Origin of the sequence: Sphingobacterium cavernae, assembly GCF_008520265.1 — a bacterium.
GTDB lineage: Bacteria > Bacteroidota > Bacteroidia > Sphingobacteriales > Sphingobacteriaceae > Sphingobacterium > Sphingobacterium cavernae.
On record NZ_VIQM01000116.1, the window covers coordinates 43,866 to 62,291 of the forward strand.

Below are 18,426 nucleotides of genomic sequence, written 5' to 3' on the forward strand. Positions count from 1 at the left end.
CAAATTCTATTAAAAAAATAATGTTCGGAAATAGGTTAATCCATTTTCCGAACAAATTTACTATTATTAGTAAAGTATAGAGAATTAAATTTAAATTACTTCGTGCAGCTCTTCTCTTTTCTCCGAACCCTTCATTGCTTGACAAGTAGCACAGATGCCATAAAGATTTAAAGAGTGGTGTTTAATATCGAATTTTAATAAATCACCAATCATACTTTGAATTTGGTGAATGCGAGGGTCACAAAATTCAACCACTTTATTACACTCAATACATATCACGTGGTCATGTTGTTTATAACCATATGATTTTTCAAATTGAGCCATATTTCTTCCAAATTGGTGTTTAGTTACCAAATCACAAGAAACTAATAATTCTAAGGTATTGTATACTGTAGCACGACTCACACGGTACTTTTTGTTTTTCATGTGGATGTATAGAGACTCCACATCAAAATGATCCGTACGTGAATAGATTTCTTCTAGGATGGCATAACGCTCAGGCGTCTTTCTTAGGTTTTTGTTCTCTAAGTAAGCCTCAAATATTTTTTTTACGGTTTCGTAGTTTTCTCCCTGATTCATAGTGTTTCTTGCTCCTAAGCAAATTTACCAAATAAAATATTAATAACGGAATGTTTGCGAATTGTGAGAATTAAATGATTAATTCTCCGATTCATAACGCGTCACGCTTGTTATTCCAGAAACCAATTTTAGTCGGTTTATTAAGCTTTCCAATTGTTCAATATTATTAATGTTCACCATAATATTACCTTCAAAAATACCATCGTTACTCGTGATGCTTAAGGAACGAATGTTTACATTGAATTCCTGTGATATGACATTGGTTAATTTATTCACTAATCCTACATCATCAATACCAATAATGCGTATACCTGTAATAAACGAGTGTTCAACAAGTGATGATACCCATTTAGCCTTCAATATACGATAGCCATAATTTGCCATCAATTTTGATGCATTAGGGCAGGAGGTACGGTGTATTTTTATACCTTCATTGACTGTCAAAAATCCAAATATATCATCTCCTGGTATAGGGTTGCAACATGCAGCTAAGGTATAATCTAGCTTTTGTAAATCGTCACCGATTAAAATTGTATCTGCATTCTTTTTGTCAATTTTTTCAACAAGTCCAGATATGTGCGAATTAAAATGATTTGATGTTAGTTCGTGTGTTTTTTCGCTGACAACGTATTCCCTTAAGTTTTTAATATCAATTATACCTTTCGCAACGTTGTAGAAAAGGTCTTGTGAGCTTGGGTACTTAAAGAAATTAGCAATTTTGTTGATATTATCCGTATTATACGTCAACTTAAGCGATTTCATTTTTCGCTCTAAAATTTCTTTCCCATCTTCAGCCACACGTCTCTTGTCTTCTTTCAAAGAAGATTTAATTTTAGACTTCGCTTTGGCTGTGACAACAAAATTTAGCCAATCTTCTTTCGGTGTTTGCTTACTCGAAGTGATAATTTCTACTTGATCGCCATTTTGTAAAGGGTGACTGAGTGGCACTAACTTGTGATTTACTTTGGCGCCAATACAGGTTGCACCAATATCACTATGGATTTCGAAAGCAAAATCTAGAGCTGTCGCACTGTTTGGAAGCTGAATTAAAGTACCCTTTGGCGTGAAAATAAATATTTCATCCGAGAATAAATTCATTTTGAAGTCATCCAAGAAATCTAGTGCATTCTGTTCTGGATTACTTAGTACGTCTCGTACTTTTTGAATCCATTGATCTAAACCATTATCAGAAGAAGATTCTTTATATTTCCAATGCGCTGCGAAACCTTTTTCTGCGATTTCGTTCATACGTTTAGTACGGATTTGCACTTCCACCCATTGGCCGCGAGGTCCCATTACCGTTGTGTGCAAGGATTCATACCCGTTACCTTTTGGTGTAGAGACCCAGTCGCGCAAACGATCTGGATTTGGACGATACAGATCCGTAATAATAGAATATACTTTCCAGCATTCAGTTTTTTCCTTCTCGTATTCAGTGTCGATTATGACACGAATGGCAAACAAATCATACACTTCTTCAAATGGAATTGATTTCTTACGCATCTTATTCCAAATAGAATGAATTGATTTTGGCCTACCAAAAACTGTGGCATTTATATTTTGTTCGAGCAAAAATTCTTTGATAGGAGCTATAAAATCCGCTACAAACTTTTCGCGTTCCGCTTTCTTTTCGTTGAGTTTTTTAGCGATAAACTTGTACGTATCTGGATCTGTATATTTCATCGACAAATCTTCTAATTCAGATTTAATCGCATACAACCCAAGACGGTGCGCGAGAGGAGCGTATAGGTAACTTGTTTCAGAAGCTATTTTCAATTGCTTATGGCGTGCCATGAATTCCATAGTACGCATATTGTGCAAACGATCTGCTAGTTTGATTAAGATTACGCGCACATCATCTGCTAATGTCAATAGCATTTTACGAAAATTCTCAGCCTGAATAGAACTATTCGGGTCAAAAACGCCAGATATCTTCGTGAGTCCATCAATAATCTTTGCGACCTTTTTCCCAAATTGTGCTTCTATTTCTTCGAGAGTAATTGAGGTATCTTCGACTACATCATGTAACAAAGAACATACAATAGAAGTCGTCCCTAGTCCAATTTCTTCAGCCGCTATTTGGGCAACAGCTATAGGATGATAGATATACGGTTCGCCAGATTTGCGACGCATATCTTTGTGACTTTCTAATGCTAAATCAAAAGCTTTTCTTATTTCCTGTTTGTCGCCCTTTTGTAGTGTTGGTTTACAAGCTCTTAGTAATGCTCTGTATCGTTTTCTTATTTCCTTGTTTTCCGCTTCAATATCAATCACATATTCTTCCATAAGAACCTCTTAAAAATTTCGAAATCTCCCTCAAAAAAGTTATTTTTATAACATAATGAATAAGTTATATAAAAAGACTCTTATTCATGTCTAAATATAAAGATTAATTCTTTTATTGTTTGAGATAAAATTGAAAATGTTAATGTTTAGTCTACAAAAGATAGGTTTGAGTTTATTTTTGATGTTGTCGTTGCATGTTGCATGCAATGCGCAAACAGCTATGACTCCATTGACTGTGCCTCATTATGGTGAGGGAACAGGCGAAACATTAGCATATTACGGAACTACAAAACTCGAAACAGGAGAAGTGTTACCATGGTTTCCTATTGAGACGGTGTTTGTCTATGCAGAACGGAAATGGAAAAGTGTAGCAGATAAGGAACGTTACTTGCGTCTTAAACGTAATGTTTTACGTGTATTACCATATGCCATCTATGCGCAGAAACGCTATGAGCAATTGGACAGAGAACTTGCGTTAGCCAATTCGAAGAAGGAAGAACGCGCTCTAATCAAAGCTTGTGAACGTGAGATTAAAGAGAAAATTAATAACGAAGTAAAAGAATTGTCTGTCTCTCAAGGGAAAATATTAATCAAACTCATAGAGCGTCAAACGGGTAATACAAGTTATGAATTACTCAAAGATATGAAAGGAAGTATTACTGCTTCCGTGTATCAAGGTATGGCTCGTCTTTTTGGTCATAATCTAAAAAGTGTCTATAACGCACAGGAAGAGTTTGAAATCGAGAATATAATACGTGAATACGAGGTCATAAGACCTATTAATAAACCATTTCAATAATAGTCAACTATGAGTACAAATACGATATATGATTTTAAAGTTCTAGAATTTTCTGGTAATTATAAGTCGTTATCGGATTATAGAGGAAAAGTATTGTTGATTGTCAACACGGCAAGTGGCTGTTATTTCCGAAAACAATTCAAAACTTTAGAGAAACTTTATCACCAATATAAGGATCGAGGATTTGAAATTCTAGCCTTTCCATCCAATGATTTTGCAAATCAAGAACCACGTACAGGCTTAAATTTAGAGACCTATTGTCGCATTCAGGAAGGGGCTACTTTTCCTGTATTTAAGCGAATACATGTGAAGGGAGATTTCGTGGATCCTCTGTATAAATTTCTGTCGCATAAATCAAAGAATGGTGTAGTGGACAGTGTTCCCTTATGGAACTTTCACAAATATCTGGTGGACAAGGAAGGTAAAGTCGTGGACTTCTATTATCCATTTACCAGTCCAACATCTTCTACAATAAACAGACAAATCGAATCTCTTTTAGAAAAGTAAGTCTTTCATTATTCTGTATATTTGAAAAAAAATTAGGACTATGAAATTAGACTTAGTGGTAATGACTGTGCATCCTGATGATGCTGAATTAGGCGCAGGTGGTACCATTGCAAAATATGTTGCTGAAGGTAAAAAGGTTGGTATAATTGATCTGACACGTGGTGAGTTAGGAACACGAGGTACTGCTAAGACTCGCGCTGAAGAAGCGGCCGAAGCAGCTCGCATTTTAGGTGTTGCAGTACGCGAAAATCTTGAGCTTCGCGATGGATTTTTCCAAAATAATGAAGAATCACAATTAGTTATTATTAAAGCAATACGTAAATATCAGCCCGAGATTGTGATTACAAACGCATTTGACGATCGTCATCCAGATCATGGACGCGCTAGTAAATTGGTGAATGATGCTTTGTTTTTGGCTGGTCTTCGGAGAATTGAAACAGAATTGGATGGTATAAAACAAGAAGCTTTTCGACCAAGATTGCAATTGCAATTGATTCAAGACAAATACATTCAGCCAGATATTGTCTTGGATGTGACCAAATATTGGGATATAAAAGAAAAATCAATTTTAGCTTATAAAACTCAGTTTAACTCATCAGGAGAAGATGATGAACCCCAAACGTATATTTCATCACCAGATTTTATGGAATCAACAAGGGGTAGAGGTCGCGAGTTTGGTAGAAATATACAAGTTCCTTTTGCAGAGGGTTATACAGCTCGAAAGATATTGGGAGTTTCCGATATTTTTGAATTGAAATAGTATACAAATAACAAAGGGATTCCAGATGGAATCCCTTTGTATTTGTATCAAACTATATTGATTACAATTGTTTGTCTAATTTCTCAGTTAAAACAGATTTAGGCACTGCGCCAATTTGTTTGTCAACGATTTCACCGTTTTTGAAGAACAATAAAGCAGGGATATTTCTGATACCAAAACGAACTGAAATATCTGGGTTGTTGTCCACATTTACTTTACCTACAACTGCTTTACCTTCGTATTCGTTAGCAATTTCGTCAACCACAGGACCAACCATACGACATGGACCACACCATTCTGCCCAAAAATCGATCAACACTGGTTTATCTGCTTTTAATACAAGCTCTTCGAAGTTGCTATCTGTAATTTCTAATGCCATAATAATACTCTATTTAAATTTATTCAGTAACAAATATAGCTATTTGAAGGGAATATAAACCGTAATGCAATTGTAATAAAATCTATACCCTATCAATTTAATTTATATTTAACGCCTTCCATTTCTTCAATGGTTTCAAGTAATTCGTTGGTGATTTTAATTTTTTTAGATTTTGCAGGCATTTCTACCATGATATTTTCTTTGACATCAACCACCATAAATTTCAATGAACACGTGGCAACTTCACCTTCGGGCACAGTTGATTCGACAAGGTCGTGAATCTTGTGAATCATTTCATCATTAAGTTGATGTAAAGCGATTTGAATAGTGAAATCTTTTGCGAACTTGTCTCGCAATTCAGACAAAAGTTGAATGCTTTTTAGCTCAAAACCCCAGTTGCCAACTTGTCGGAAACGCTCTTGAACTAAGCCACGAATTTGAACGAAATAGCCATCTTCCAAATAACTTTTGAACTTCACGTAATCTTCACCAAAAACAGCGATATCATAAGAATCTGAATAGTCTTCGATAATAAATGACCCAAAAGGTTTTCCAGCTTTTGAGACGCGATGTGCTGCATTTGCAATGATTCCACCAATTACGATTTCTTTATTTTTGATCTTGTTAAATTCCAATAATACCTCTTCATCGACTTCAGAAGCTTTGACTTTATTTATCAATTGCAATTCTGAAACTCTATTTTGACAGAAATGATTTATTTCGAATTTATAATTATCGAGTGGGTGAGAGGTAAGGTAAATACCAATCACATCTTTTTCGTATTTTAATTTTTCAATCAATCCCCACGGTTGGCAAGGTGCTAAAACCGGTTCTGGCAATGCTGTTGCTGCGCCACCTCCAAATAATGACGCTTGTGCTGAACTTTCATTTTCTTTGAAACGTTGCGCAAACTTTACCGCTTTTTCAATTCCAGTTGTGTTGTCTCCGTCTTTGAAGAAATATTGTGCACGATGCGTGTCAGTAAAGCCATCGAATCCACCGGCATAGGCCAATGATTCAAAAGCTTTTTTATTTGCTGCACGCAAATCAATACGTTTAGCAAAGTCAAATATGGACTTATAGGGACCTTCACTGCGTGTCTGCACTATTGTGTCGACCGCGCCAGCACCTACACCTTTGACCGCGCCTATACCAAATCGAATTGCACCAATTTCGTTTACTGTAAACTTATAGTGTGACTCATTAACATCTGGTCCTAATACTGTTAGCCCCATTCGCTTACACTCTTCCATGAAGAAGGTCACTTGCTTGATATCGTTCATGTTATTCGAAAGTACAGCAGCCATATATTCCGCAGGATAATGTGCTTTCAAATACGCCGTTTGATAGGCAACCCAAGCATAACACGTAGAGTGTGATTTGTTGAAGGCGTAACTCGCAAAAGCTTCCCAGTCAGTCCAAATTTTTTCCAAGACTTTTGGACTATGCCCTTTTTCAGCTGCTTGATTTACGAATTTAGGCTTCATTTTATCCAAAACCGCTTTTTGCTTTTTACCCATTGCTTTACGTAGGACGTCAGCATCACCTTTGGAGAAGCCAGCCAATTTTTGGGACAAAAGCATTACCTGCTCTTGGTAAACCGTAATACCGTAAGTTTCTTTTAAGTACTCTTCGCAAGCATCCAAATCATAGGTAATAGGCTCAATTCCATGTTTACGTTTAATAAACGAAGGTATGTACTCCATCGGGCCTGGACGATACAAGGCGTTCATCGCGATCAAATCGGCAAATACAGTAGGCTTAAGCTCCTTCATGTATTTCTGCATACCCGGTGATTCATATTGGAAGACACCAATAGTTTCACCGCGCTGGAAAAGCTCGTAAGTCAATTCGTCGTCGATAGGAAAGTTGTCAGGATCTAATTCTATACCATGTCTCAAACGAACGTTTGCTACAGTATCCTTGATAAGGGTTAATGTTTTTAACCCCAAAAAGTCCATTTTTAGTAATCCCGCACTTTCAACGACTGAGTTGTCAAATTGCGTAACGTATAAATCCGAATCTTTCGCTAATGAAACAGGAACAAAGTTTGTAATATCATCTGGTGTAATAATTACACCACAGGCGTGTATGCCTGTATTTCGCATCGACCCTTCTAATACACGCGCTTGCTTGATGATTTCTGCTTCCAAACCAGCACCATCTGCTATCGACTTCAGCTTATTTACAGCTTCAAGCTCTTCCGTACGAAGCACCTCTTTCAGCGCTTTCTCATCCATATTGAAGATTTTGTTAAGCTTTAAATTTGGAATAAGCTTGGCGATTTCATTGGTATCAGCCAAAGGTAAATCTAGTACACGTCCAGTATCTTTAATTGATGATTTGGCAGCCATTGTACCATACGTAATGATCTGTGCAACTTGAGATGCACCGTATTTATCAATTACATATTGCATCACACGACCACGACCTTCATCGTCAAAGTCAATATCAATATCGGGCATAGATACACGGTCTGGATTTAAGAAACGCTCAAAAAGTAAATCGTACATGATAGGGTCTAAGTTTGTAATACCCAAACAGTACGCTACAGCTGAACCAGCCGCTGAGCCACGTCCTGGACCTACAGACACGCCCATTCTTCGAGCTTCTGCGATGAAATCTTGTACAATTAAGAAATAACCGGGATATCCAGTACGTTCGATTGTTTCTAACTCAAAGTCCAAACGTTCTGTAATTTCTTCAGTTAATTCTTTGTATCTTCTTTTTGCACCCTCGTAAGTTAGATGGCGAAGGAAAGCATTTTCACCTCTTTTTCCACCATCAACATCATCTTCAGCGTGTATGAATTCATCTGGAATTTCGAACTTCGGTAGAAGTACATCGCGGTAAAGTGAATAAATTTCCACTTTATCAATTACTTCTTGAATATTGAGTATGGCATCAGGTAAATCTGCAAATGCCTTTTTCATTTCATCCGAAGATTTGAAATAATATTCTTGGTTTGGTAAACCAAAGCGAAATCCTCTACCACGACCTACTGGTGTGGTGAGCTTTTCACCGTCTTTTACACACAACAAAATGTCATGTGCATGTGCATCAGCTTTATTAACGTAATAAGTATTATTGGTAGCGATTAACTTGACATCATGTTTTTTAGCAAGTGAAATAAGCGTATCATTCACACGGTTCTCATCTTCTTGACCGTGACGCATGATCTCCATATAAAAATCATCGCCAAATTGTTTCTTCCACCAAAGAAGAGCTTCTTCGGCTTGATTCTCGCCAATATTTAACACCTTATTTGGTACTTCACCTTGCAAATTTCCGGAAAGTACAATCAAATTTTCCTTATACTGTTCCACAACTGCTTTGTCAATACGTGGGACGTAATAAAATCCGTCCGTGTATGCGATGGAAGCCATTTTGGCTAAGTTATGATATCCAGCTTTATTCTTTGCTAAGAACACAACTTGATAACCATTGTCCTTACGAGTTTTATCTTTACGGTCTTCACAAATAAAAAATTCACAACCGACGATTGGCTTTATTGTTTTGGCCGTCGGTTCTTCACCCGCATCAATTGCTTCTTGATTTTTAGCCTCTACCTCTTTATTGTGACCTAGTACTTTACTTACAAAATGAAATGCCCCCATCATATTTCCATGATCAGTCAACGCTACAGCTGGCATATTATATTTTGCTGCTGCAGAAACTAGATCACCAATAGAAATGGTTGATTGTAATACAGAAAATTGTGAATGGTTGTGCAAATGTGCAAATGCTGCTTCTTGTAATGCTTCTAAAGTCTGAGAATCAACTTCAATAACAGTAGAAGATTTCTCTCGGCTACGGATAGCATCTGAAGCTGCTTTGAGATTTACATGTTTTAGTCCAACTGTAGGAATAAAAGAAGGATTATGTTGTTTAAAATCTACAAAATAGCCTGTGTCAACTTGCAGTTCTTCGGTAGTAAAGACTTCACGACGTACTAATTCGAAAAAACAACGTGTAGTCGCCTCCACATCGGCTGTTGCATTGTGTGCTTCAGCAAATGGAACACCAAACAAATAGGAGTGAAGTTCTGTTAAGTTCGGTAATTTAAATCGGCCACCACGTCCTCCTGGTAACTTTAATAATTCAGCAGTAACTTCTGTACAGGTGTCAAGAACCGGCATCTGGGTCATCGGTGAATCCACAGCATAGCGATAAAATTCACAGCCCATGATGTTCAAATCGAAGCCGATGTTTTGCCCCACTACAAATTTAGCTTTGGCTAATGCTTCGTTGAATTTTAGCAATACTTCTGGTAAAGGTACGCCTTGTTCTGTAGCTAATTCTGTCGAAATACCATGAATTTTCTCCGAATCAAATGGTATATTAAATCCATCGGGTTTGATCAAATAATCTTGATGCTCGATTAGATTACCCATTTCATCATGCAATTGCCAAGCTATCTGAATACATCTAGGCCAATTGTCTGTATCTGTTATAGGTGCATCCCAACGTTTTGGTAAACCTGTCGTCTCGGTATCAAAAATTATGTACATATCTCTTACTCTTCCTCGCTTGAACAAACAAAATTACTCAAATTAACTGCTTTTTATAGATTAATTTCAATAGGTATTTGTTATGTTTTGTAATTCAATATAGTAAAAATTAACAGAGTTTTATAAAGGACTAAATTTAAAATTTATCTATTTATATGATTTGATTTGCAACAAAGGAATTGTAGTAATAGTATTATTTTCTTTCAAACTTTTCATAACAAAATTAATGCTTCTTACTTAAAACAATATGTAAGATATAGTTTATAATAATTTCATTGAAAAATTTGTATAAATACCTTTTTTAGTATAATAATATACCATATTACAATTTTTTGACAATTTATTGGTATTTTTATAAACTAAAATCATTTATAATTGTATAATATTATACTAATTTACTTTTATAAAACACATTTAATATGGAACTCAATTTATTAAATTTTTCAAAACGCTTTTTAGCAGTATCTATGGTTGGATTATCTTCATTTTTAGTTTCATGTACGGATGATGATATTATTGTTGAGGAGAATAGTTCAATTGTTGATGTAGTGGTTGGGTCTGCTAATTTCTCTACATTAGAATCAGCTGTCATAAAAGCTAATTTATCATCAGTTCTGAATGGAAATGGGCCATTTACAGTATTTGCTCCAGATAATGAAGCTTTTAACGCTTCTGGGGTTACCTCAAGTGTTATTCAGGAATTATCATCAGATCAGCTTAAAGAAATTTTATTGTATCATACATTGAGCTCGAAAGTTAATTCTGCCAGTATTCAAACAGGATCGAATATCGCAGTGGAAACTGCCAATGGTGACGACGTATACGTCACAAAAAATAGTAATGGTGTATTTGTAAATGGCTGGAAAGTTAAACAAGCTGATATTATGGCGAGCAATGGGGTTATACATTCTCTAGAACGTGTGTTGATGCCAGCTGCAGGGAACTTAGTAGAAGTCGCGCAGGCAAACGCTAACCTTAGCTATTTAGTTGCAGCTGTATTGAGGGCAAGTCAAGGAACAACAAATGTCGCACAAGTTTTAACATCAGCTGGACCATTTACTGTATTTGCTCCAACAAATCAAGCGTTCATTAATGCTGGATTTCCTACGATAGCAGCTATTGAGGCTGCTGATCCTAATACTTTAGCTAGTATTTTGACATATCATGTTCTGTCTGCGCGTGCTTTCTCCTCTGATCTTACGAATGGACAAAGTCTGACTACTGTCAATGGTGGTACATTATCTGTAGCATTGGGAACGACTGCCACAATTAAAGGTAAGGCAAATACGACTGCATCAACAATTACATCGGTAAATATTATGGCAAGTAATGGTGTTGTTCATTTAATAGATCAGGTGTTACTACCTTAACAAGTAGTTTTTCATAATTTATAATAGTGCTTCAAGGCGAACAATTATTTGTTCGCCTTGTTATTTTTTAATCTATTGATGGAAGCATAAAATTATATATTCAAAAGTTATTGGGACATAATTATATATCTACAACAGAGATTTATGCCGCAATATTTAGTTCAGTTTTATAAATGCTGGAGAGTTCAATGAAAAGCATTTCAATAAAAAAAAGCATTTCTTATGAAATGCTTTTTTCTTTTTTCTGTGCTTTTTCTTTCTCTTTTCGTTGAAAGTCTGCGACCTCTATAATTCGCGGAATACTGCTCTTTGGCGCCATATGCCGTAATTTTTTGAGTTTTTTGCGGTAGCGAATTGCCCTAAATGTTCGATTATCTTTGTACAAGTTCCAGTTCATCAGTAATACAGATACCAGCACAATGCCTAAACCTGCGATTTGAAGGATGGTGACTTGATGATCCGAGAAAAAGTAAACTAAGGCTAGTGCTACTATTGGATTGACATAAGCATAAGTACTAACTTCTGTTGCTGGTCTTACTTGTAATAACCAAATATAGGAGCTAAATGCCAAAATTGATCCCATCAACACGAGATAAATCATAGCGCCCCAATCAGCAGAATGTACTTGTGTATAATCAAATGTGCTGTATTCGCCTTTTATGGATGCCACTAGTGTAAACGCAATACCTGCCGTCACCATTTGCCAAGCTGTTTTGACCATAACATTTAGTGTTGGTTCTTTCTTTTGGTCAGCAGATCTTGGTTTTTGATTGTATTTAGAATACAAAGATCCAATCGTCCAACCAATTGTGCCAAGAACTAATACAACCATGGCTGTGATATTCTGAGATCGTTCTTCGGCAGGAATGGTGTCTGTCATTAGTTGTTCCGCAAAAAGCATAACTACCCCTGCGAAACCGAAAGCCAGCCCCAATAATGTGGGTATACTAGAGAAATTTTCTTTCCATTTTGGCTTGTCCAAAACAATAAACCATATCGCAGTAGCGGCGGATAGGATAGATACAATGCCACTAGATATATATTGCTCTGACCAGATAATAGCTGCCATATCCACAAAAAGCAATAAGAATCCAATAAAAACGGCTTGCTTGATGTCAGCTCTGTTGAAAATCGTATAGCCTCGCAATTTGCAATAGCCCATCAATAATGTACCAGCTATTATAAATCGTATAGATCCCAAGACAAATGGTGGAAAAGAGCGTAAAGCTTCCTCAATAAAGAAAAAAGTAGAACCCCATACGATATATACAATCGCGTAGGCTGCTATAATTTTGGCTAAGGATGCTTTTTTTTCTTCCATTATGCGTTTGGATTTGGAATAACTAATTTTTGTTCTTCTTTTACGGTTTCTAATACAATCGTGGTGCGTGTGGATATGATACCTTCGATTTTTCCCAACGTATTACGCATTAAATCCACTAAGCCAGCAGCGTCATTTGTGCGGACTTTGATTAGGTAACCATCATCACCTGCGATATCGTGTACTTCTTGTACTTCTGGAATTTCGGCTAAGGTGTAAGCGACACCTTGCTCGCCAATGATATCCGAAGTTTTGATAAAGATGAAAGAAAGTAAATTTTGATCTAATGCAGATGGGTTGATCTTTGCATTATACTGTAGAATAACTTCTTTTTGTTCTAATTTTTTAACACGCTCCAAAATAGCTGAAGGCGCCATGCCCAATTCGCGCGCAATATCCGCATTATTTGTACGGGCATTGTTTTGCATAATGCGCAATATTTGGTAATCAATGTTGTCGAGTGAAATTTCTAATTTTCCCATAATTCTGCAAATTTACTAAATATCAGAATATAATTCAAATTATAATTTAAAATAAAGAATATAATTCAGCGGCAGGTAAAGTGTTTTTATTGTTGTTTAATAAGTAGTTGTATGGCCGGATTTGCGCTTTTGTGCGTTATTTAAAAACAAACACGAAAAAACATAAATATTTACCAGCAATTACTATCAAAAATAACATACTTTATGTAGATTTGTTATGTTATTGCACATTTTTTACCAAAAGTATGTTACTGTCTTTAGAAAAACTGAATACTGAATTAGAGGGGGAGTTGTATTTTCAAGAAAACAATCCTAAACACCAAACTATATTAGTGGCTTATTCAACAGATGCCTCTGTGTATCAAGAAAAACCATTAGCTGTAGCTATACCACATACCAAGTCAGATTTGCTTAAATTGATTGCTTATGCAAATGCAAATCATGTGACCTTGATTCCGCGTACTGCTGGAACTTCATTAGCGGGACAAGTGGTAGGAAAAGGCATTGTGGTGGATGTATCTAAGTTTTTCAACCAAATACTAGAAGTTAACGAAAAGGAACAATGGGCGCGCGTACAACCAGGCGTTATTCGTGATGATTTGAATGCTTACTTGAAAAATTTTGGATTAATGTTTGGTCCCGAAACTTCTACTGCAAATCGTGCAATGGTGGGGGGAATGATCGGCAATAACTCATCGGGTTTGCACTCAATTGTCTGGGGCGATACACGCGAAAATCTATTGGAAGCAAATGTTTTATTGAATGATGGTACAGAGGTTGTTTTCAAAGAGTTAAATCCGAAAGAATATTTTACTAAGTTAGCGAAAAAAGATCGTGAAGGCGAAATTTATCGTCAACTGAACGACATCATCACTAACAAAGAAAATATTGAAATTATAAATTTGGGCTATCCGAAAAAAGATATTACCCGCCGAAATACTGGCTATGCACTCGATTATTTAGTGGATACGAACCAACCCTTTAACCTGTGTAATTTGTTAGCTGGCTCGGAGGGGACAATTGGTATTGTCACGGAAGCAAAAATTCAATTAAGACCGTTACCGCCAAAAGAAATCGGTTTGTTGTGCGTGCATTTTGCGGATATGGTGGAATGTATGCACGGGAATGTTGTCGCATTATCGCATAATCCCGAAGCATCAGAATTGGTCGACAAATATATATTAGATTTTACTGTAGGACATCCAACCTATCAATATAACCGCTTTTTCATTCAAGGTGATCCGCAAGCGTTGTTAATCATAGAATTCAGAGCGGATTCTGAAGAAGAAATTATTCGTCTGGCTGAGGCTCTGAAACAAGATTTAATCAGCAAAGGATTAGGCTATGCTTATCCATTGGTATTGGGTGCTGCGCAATGTAATCTGGTTTGGGATGTCCGTAAAGCTGGACTTGGTCTGATTCGTAATCTCCCTGGTGACGAGCAGCCTGTCAATTTAATTGAGGATTGTGCGGTGTCTCCATCGGATCTTCCTGCCTATGTCGCTGATGTGCAGCAATTATTAAAGGACGAGGGTGTTCACGCTTCGTACTATGCGCATGCAGGAGCAGGAGAATTACATATTGAACCTTTTGTAAATCTAAAATCTCCAGAAGGTCGTCGTCAATTTCGCTCGATTTTAGAAAAAACAACGGATTTGGTGTTGAAATATAATGGTTCATTGAGTGGTGAGCACGGTGATGGTCGTTTGCGCGGTGAATTTATAGGAAAAGTATTGGGTGAAAAGGTATACGCCTTGTTGCAGGATGTTAAAAATATCTTCGACCCTAAAGGAATTTTCAATGCCAATAAGATTGTCAATACGCCACCTATGGACACGTCTTTACGCTATGATAAAGTCGTGGATGGTAAAGAAATCAAAACATATTTTGATTTCACAAAAGATGAAAGCATTCTGCGTCTAGCAGAGAAATGTTCGGGATCGGGCGATTGTCGTAAAACTGAAATTTCAGGTGGTACAATGTGTCCTTCGTTCATGGCGACACGTAATGAGAAAGATACGACACGTGCACGTGCCAATATGTTGCGTCAGTTTTTGACAAATTCGACAAAACAAAATCGTTTTGATCACGAAGAGATCAAGGAAGTGATGGATTTGTGTTTGAGCTGTAAAGGTTGTAAAACAGAATGCCCTTCGAGTGTGGATGTTGCCAAGATGAAAGCAGAATTTCTACAGCATTATTACGATGCGAATGGCGCGCCGTTCCGTTCGAAAGTCATTGCTAATTTTACGAAATCCCAACAATTGGGCTCACTAGTAGCTCCTTTATACAACTTTTTCGCACAAAACAAATTTACGTCAGGTATAATAAAGCAAGTTGTTGGATTTGCGCCTGATCGTTCTTTGCCTGAAGTATCAGGAATCACATTGAAACAGTGGTTGAAGAAACAAAATACAGCAACATCTAAGCGCAAAGTGTATTTGTTCTGTGATGAATTTACGGATTATAACGACACAAGTGTTGGGCAGACAGCCTACAAGCTATTGACGGCTTTGGGTTATGAGGTTTTATTTGCGCCGCACAAAGAAAGTGGACGTACGTATTTATCAAAAGGTTTCGTGAAAGCCGCGAAGAAACTGGCGAACACGAATGTGTCGATGTTGAAAGATAAAATATCATCAGACACGCCACTTTTAGGTGTTGAGCCTTCAGCCATAATAACTTTCCGTGATGAATATTTGACGTTAGTGGACGCAGATTTGAAACTTGATGCACAAAAAATTGCAGCTAATACTTTCATGGTAGATGAATTTTTAGCGCAAGAAATCGATAAAGGTCATATTCATGCGGAGCAATTTTCGGCAGAAAAGCAACATATAAAACTACATGGTCACTGTTACCAAAAGGCTTTTCATTTGGTTGGATATACCGAAAAGGTATTATCACTTCCTTCAAATTACACGGTCGAAGTAATTCCTTCGGGTTGTTGTGGTATGGCAGGATCATTCGGTTACGAGAAGGAGCATTATGAAATTTCGATGAAAGTAGCAGAATTGGTATTGTTGCCAGCAGTTCGATCAGCGAATGCGGATACAATTATTGCGGCAGCAGGAACTTCGTGTCGTCACCAAATTAAAGATGGTGCAGCGCGTAAATCGTATCATCCAGTCGAAATTTTATATAATGCTTTAATTAAATAAAACTTTATTGTAATTTGAATGCTTTAACTAGTAAAGTAAAACTATGAAAGCTATAAAATCCATATTTGCGACAGGCGTAATTACTGCTTTGATTTTATCGAGTTGTGGTAATTCCACTAATTCAGAGAAGTCTAGCAATACAGCCCCTTCTTTAGAGAAATTAACAAACGACAAGGCTGCAGTCAAGCAACAGTTGTTTTTACGTATTGTGGATGAGTCTCAAACAGATTCGTCACACGTGTATGTTGCAAAATCAGTTTTTGAGCAAGATACGGTAGGTTTGCAAGTCGAAGTTCTCAAAAATATCACACCAGGTGTGAATGGACAAGGTAGACCTGTAGAAGATGGATTTGTAAAAGGTGCGATCAAACTGTCTTCAATTGGCGCAGAATCGGATGCTTTAGTGAAATCTTTAGCAACAATCTTTGGAGCGGAATCTGCTGGAGCTTTCGCGAGTTCAACCATCTTACCAACAGTATTCTCGTCGAACACCGTAGCTGTAGATTTAAGTACAAAGTCTACGTATAGCTTTAAATTATTCTTTGACAATGCTGTAGCTGAACCAGCTGAAGTGTTTGCAACATTGGATTTGTACAAAAGATCTTTTGAAATAGGTGAAAAGGACGCTTCGTATAGAATTGGATTACTTTCTGCATTAGAAGGAAAATAAAATATTCAAACTGTCTGCTATATTATAATATGATTTCGATTTTATTATGGAATCTATTTTGGATAGCAGACAGTTTTATTTATAGACATCCTCATATATAGCTTTACTCAAAAAGTTTATTGCTTCTTCCGCTTCAGTTTCTGTTAAATGTGCAAACCCCAAGCGCATTCCCGTTAAATTTTGATTTTGATACAATAAATAATTTGGAAGAGTAAGGCCTTTCGATAGACAATATTTTGCAATAGATAATAATGGTATTTGCTTGCTAAATTGAATCCAAAATGCCAATCCCATTTCTGGTTTTTCAAAATGAAGATTTTTTTCTAGATATTGTTCCAAGAGCAAAGAAAAATTATCCCGACGCTTATGGTAAATTTTAGTCAATTTTTCGAGTTGTCGAAGTAGAAATCCTTCTTTGATGAATTCTGCTAATGTTTCGTCAATTACGTAAGTTGATGAGGACTGACTTATTTTTTTAACTTTTGAAAGCTCCGTAATCAAGTTTTCTGGAGCAATAACGAATCCGAGATCATAAGGATGTGGCAATAAATTCTTAAAAGAATTTACATAAATAACCCAACCTTGTGCATCTATACTTTTTAAGGTGTTTGGAGGCGTCTTTGTGAACACGAAATCCGTATTATTGTCATCTTCAATTATTGCAAATTGATATTGTTGGGACAAGGTCAGCAGCTTACTTTTACTGGTTTGTGATAGTGCAGTAGTCGTGGGGTATAGGCTATTTGTTTGTATGTAAAGTGCACGAATTGTCTCGTATTGGAGAATATCTTCCAAATGATGTATATCAATTCCTTGCGAATTTGTTTTGACTGTGATCAAGTCCACTCGTCTTTCTTTTAATTTCATATTCACTTCAAAATTGCCAAGTTGAGGGACAATAACTTTGTCGTTTGGTCTAAGGAGAGTGTGAAAAATATTTTGAATAGCCAGTTGATTATTCTGAAAAGTGACTATTTGATTTGTTTGAATGGCTAATCTTTTTGTAATATATAAGTAGTTTTGAAGTTGATTTTTCAAACTCGTACTTTCTGTATATAAATCTTTGTTTAGCCGTCTGGAAGTGCTTTTTTTGCTAGAAGCTGCACTGAAAATTTGATTTAAACTTTTTAAATTACTTAATCTATAATCCGGAGTTCCGTCTGTAAAATACAAATCCGTCTGTATGGATTGATAAGGTGAGTCCAACACATAATTTGTATCTACAGGAAATGCAGTTTTAGTTGGAGTGTTATTTGTTTCTATTGGTTGCTGTGTTTTAGATTTTATCTTTTTCGACGAAACAAAAGCACCCTTTTGAGGTATAATATCTACCCAACCTTGAGCGGAAAGCTCTTCGTATGCAGCTACTGTAGTCTGGCGATGAACATACAATTTTTCGCTTAGCGTCCGAGTTCCTGGAAGTTTTTCTCCAGTTTTAATAGCTTTGGTATGAATGGCATTAATGATTCCCTGCGCAATTTGTAAATAAAGAGCTGTAGAATCTTGTTTATTTAATTTTATAAAAGTGATTATACTTTGTAAAACTGGACTGTTCATTATATTTAAACTGGACTATATTATTTGACTTGAAAGATAGCATT

Annotated in this window: 13 protein-coding genes; 6 read left to right on the forward strand and 7 right to left on the reverse strand. The window is 36.4% G+C overall.

The window, feature by feature from the left end:
• Positions 1-90: 90 nt before the first annotated feature.
• The gene (locus tag FLS47_RS17830) at positions 91-579 is read right to left on the reverse strand and encodes a Fur family transcriptional regulator (RefSeq protein WP_149915676.1); all 489 of its coding nucleotides are present in this window, start codon (positions 577-579) and stop codon (positions 91-93) included.
• A 78-nt stretch (positions 580-657) separates the two neighbouring features.
• On the reverse strand, positions 658-2,865 hold the full coding sequence (locus tag FLS47_RS17835) for a RelA/SpoT family protein (RefSeq protein WP_149915677.1): 2,208 nt from the start codon (positions 2,863-2,865) through the stop codon (positions 658-660).
• Positions 2,866-3,007: 142 nt separating this feature from the next.
• On the opposite strand from FLS47_RS17835, the gene FLS47_RS17840 reads away from it, so the two are divergent.
• The 3 genes from FLS47_RS17840 to bshB1 are packed head-to-tail and all read left to right on the forward strand — an operon-like array spanning position 3,008 to position 4,931.
• Positions 3,008-3,664 carry a DUF4294 domain-containing protein gene (locus tag FLS47_RS17840; protein WP_223225417.1) on the forward strand — a complete coding sequence of 219 codons (657 nt, stop codon included), beginning with the start codon at positions 3,008-3,010 and terminating at the stop codon, positions 3,662-3,664.
• A gap of 9 nt (positions 3,665-3,673) precedes the next feature.
• A complete protein-coding gene (locus tag FLS47_RS17845) occupies positions 3,674-4,171 on the forward strand; it encodes a glutathione peroxidase (RefSeq protein ID WP_149915678.1) in 498 nt (165 codons plus the stop codon).
• Positions 4,172-4,211: 40 nt separating this feature from the next.
• Complete coding sequence (gene bshB1 / locus FLS47_RS17850; RefSeq protein WP_149915679.1) at positions 4,212-4,931, forward strand: bacillithiol biosynthesis deacetylase BshB1; 720 nt, start codon at positions 4,212-4,214, stop codon at positions 4,929-4,931.
• A 61-nt stretch (positions 4,932-4,992) separates the two neighbouring features.
• Here bshB1 and trxA read toward each other — a convergent pair whose 3' ends face one another.
• Together trxA and dnaE are read right to left on the reverse strand one after the other, a co-directional pair.
• Positions 4,993-5,310: a thioredoxin gene (gene trxA, locus FLS47_RS17855; protein ID WP_149915680.1), complete on the reverse strand. Its 318-nt coding sequence runs from the start codon at positions 5,308-5,310 to the stop codon at positions 4,993-4,995.
• Positions 5,311-5,402: 92 nt separating this feature from the next.
• Positions 5,403-9,821, reverse strand: coding sequence for a DNA polymerase III subunit alpha (dnaE, locus tag FLS47_RS17860; RefSeq protein WP_149915681.1), 4,419 nt, complete (start codon positions 9,819-9,821; stop codon positions 5,403-5,405).
• A 419-nt stretch (positions 9,822-10,240) separates the two neighbouring features.
• On the opposite strand from dnaE, the gene FLS47_RS17865 reads away from it, so the two are divergent.
• A complete protein-coding gene (locus FLS47_RS17865) occupies positions 10,241-11,191 on the forward strand; it encodes a fasciclin domain-containing protein (RefSeq protein ID WP_149915682.1) in 951 nt (316 codons plus the stop codon).
• Between the two features lie 220 nt (positions 11,192-11,411).
• Here the strand turns inward: FLS47_RS17865 and FLS47_RS17870 are convergent, their stop codons facing one another.
• Positions 11,412-12,512: an EamA family transporter gene (locus FLS47_RS17870; protein ID WP_149915683.1), complete on the reverse strand. Its 1,101-nt coding sequence runs from the start codon at positions 12,510-12,512 to the stop codon at positions 11,412-11,414.
• Positions 12,512-12,994, reverse strand: coding sequence for an Lrp/AsnC family transcriptional regulator (locus FLS47_RS17875; RefSeq protein WP_149915684.1), 483 nt, complete (start codon positions 12,992-12,994; stop codon positions 12,512-12,514). Before FLS47_RS17875 ends, FLS47_RS17870 begins: the two co-directional genes overlap by 1 nt.
• A gap of 245 nt (positions 12,995-13,239) precedes the next feature.
• On the opposite strand from FLS47_RS17875, the gene FLS47_RS17880 reads away from it, so the two are divergent.
• Positions 13,240-16,155 carry an FAD-binding and (Fe-S)-binding domain-containing protein gene (locus FLS47_RS17880; RefSeq protein WP_149915685.1) on the forward strand — a complete coding sequence of 972 codons (2,916 nt, stop codon included), beginning with the start codon at positions 13,240-13,242 and terminating at the stop codon, positions 16,153-16,155.
• 43 nt (positions 16,156-16,198) lie between these two features.
• Complete coding sequence (locus FLS47_RS17885) at positions 16,199-16,825, forward strand: hypothetical protein (RefSeq protein WP_149915686.1); 627 nt, start codon at positions 16,199-16,201, stop codon at positions 16,823-16,825.
• Positions 16,826-16,900: 75 nt separating this feature from the next.
• Here FLS47_RS17885 and FLS47_RS17890 read toward each other — a convergent pair whose 3' ends face one another.
• On the reverse strand, positions 16,901-18,382 hold the full coding sequence (locus tag FLS47_RS17890; RefSeq protein ID WP_149915687.1) for an aminotransferase-like domain-containing protein: 1,482 nt from the start codon (positions 18,380-18,382) through the stop codon (positions 16,901-16,903).
• Positions 18,383-18,426: the final 44 nt, after the last annotated feature.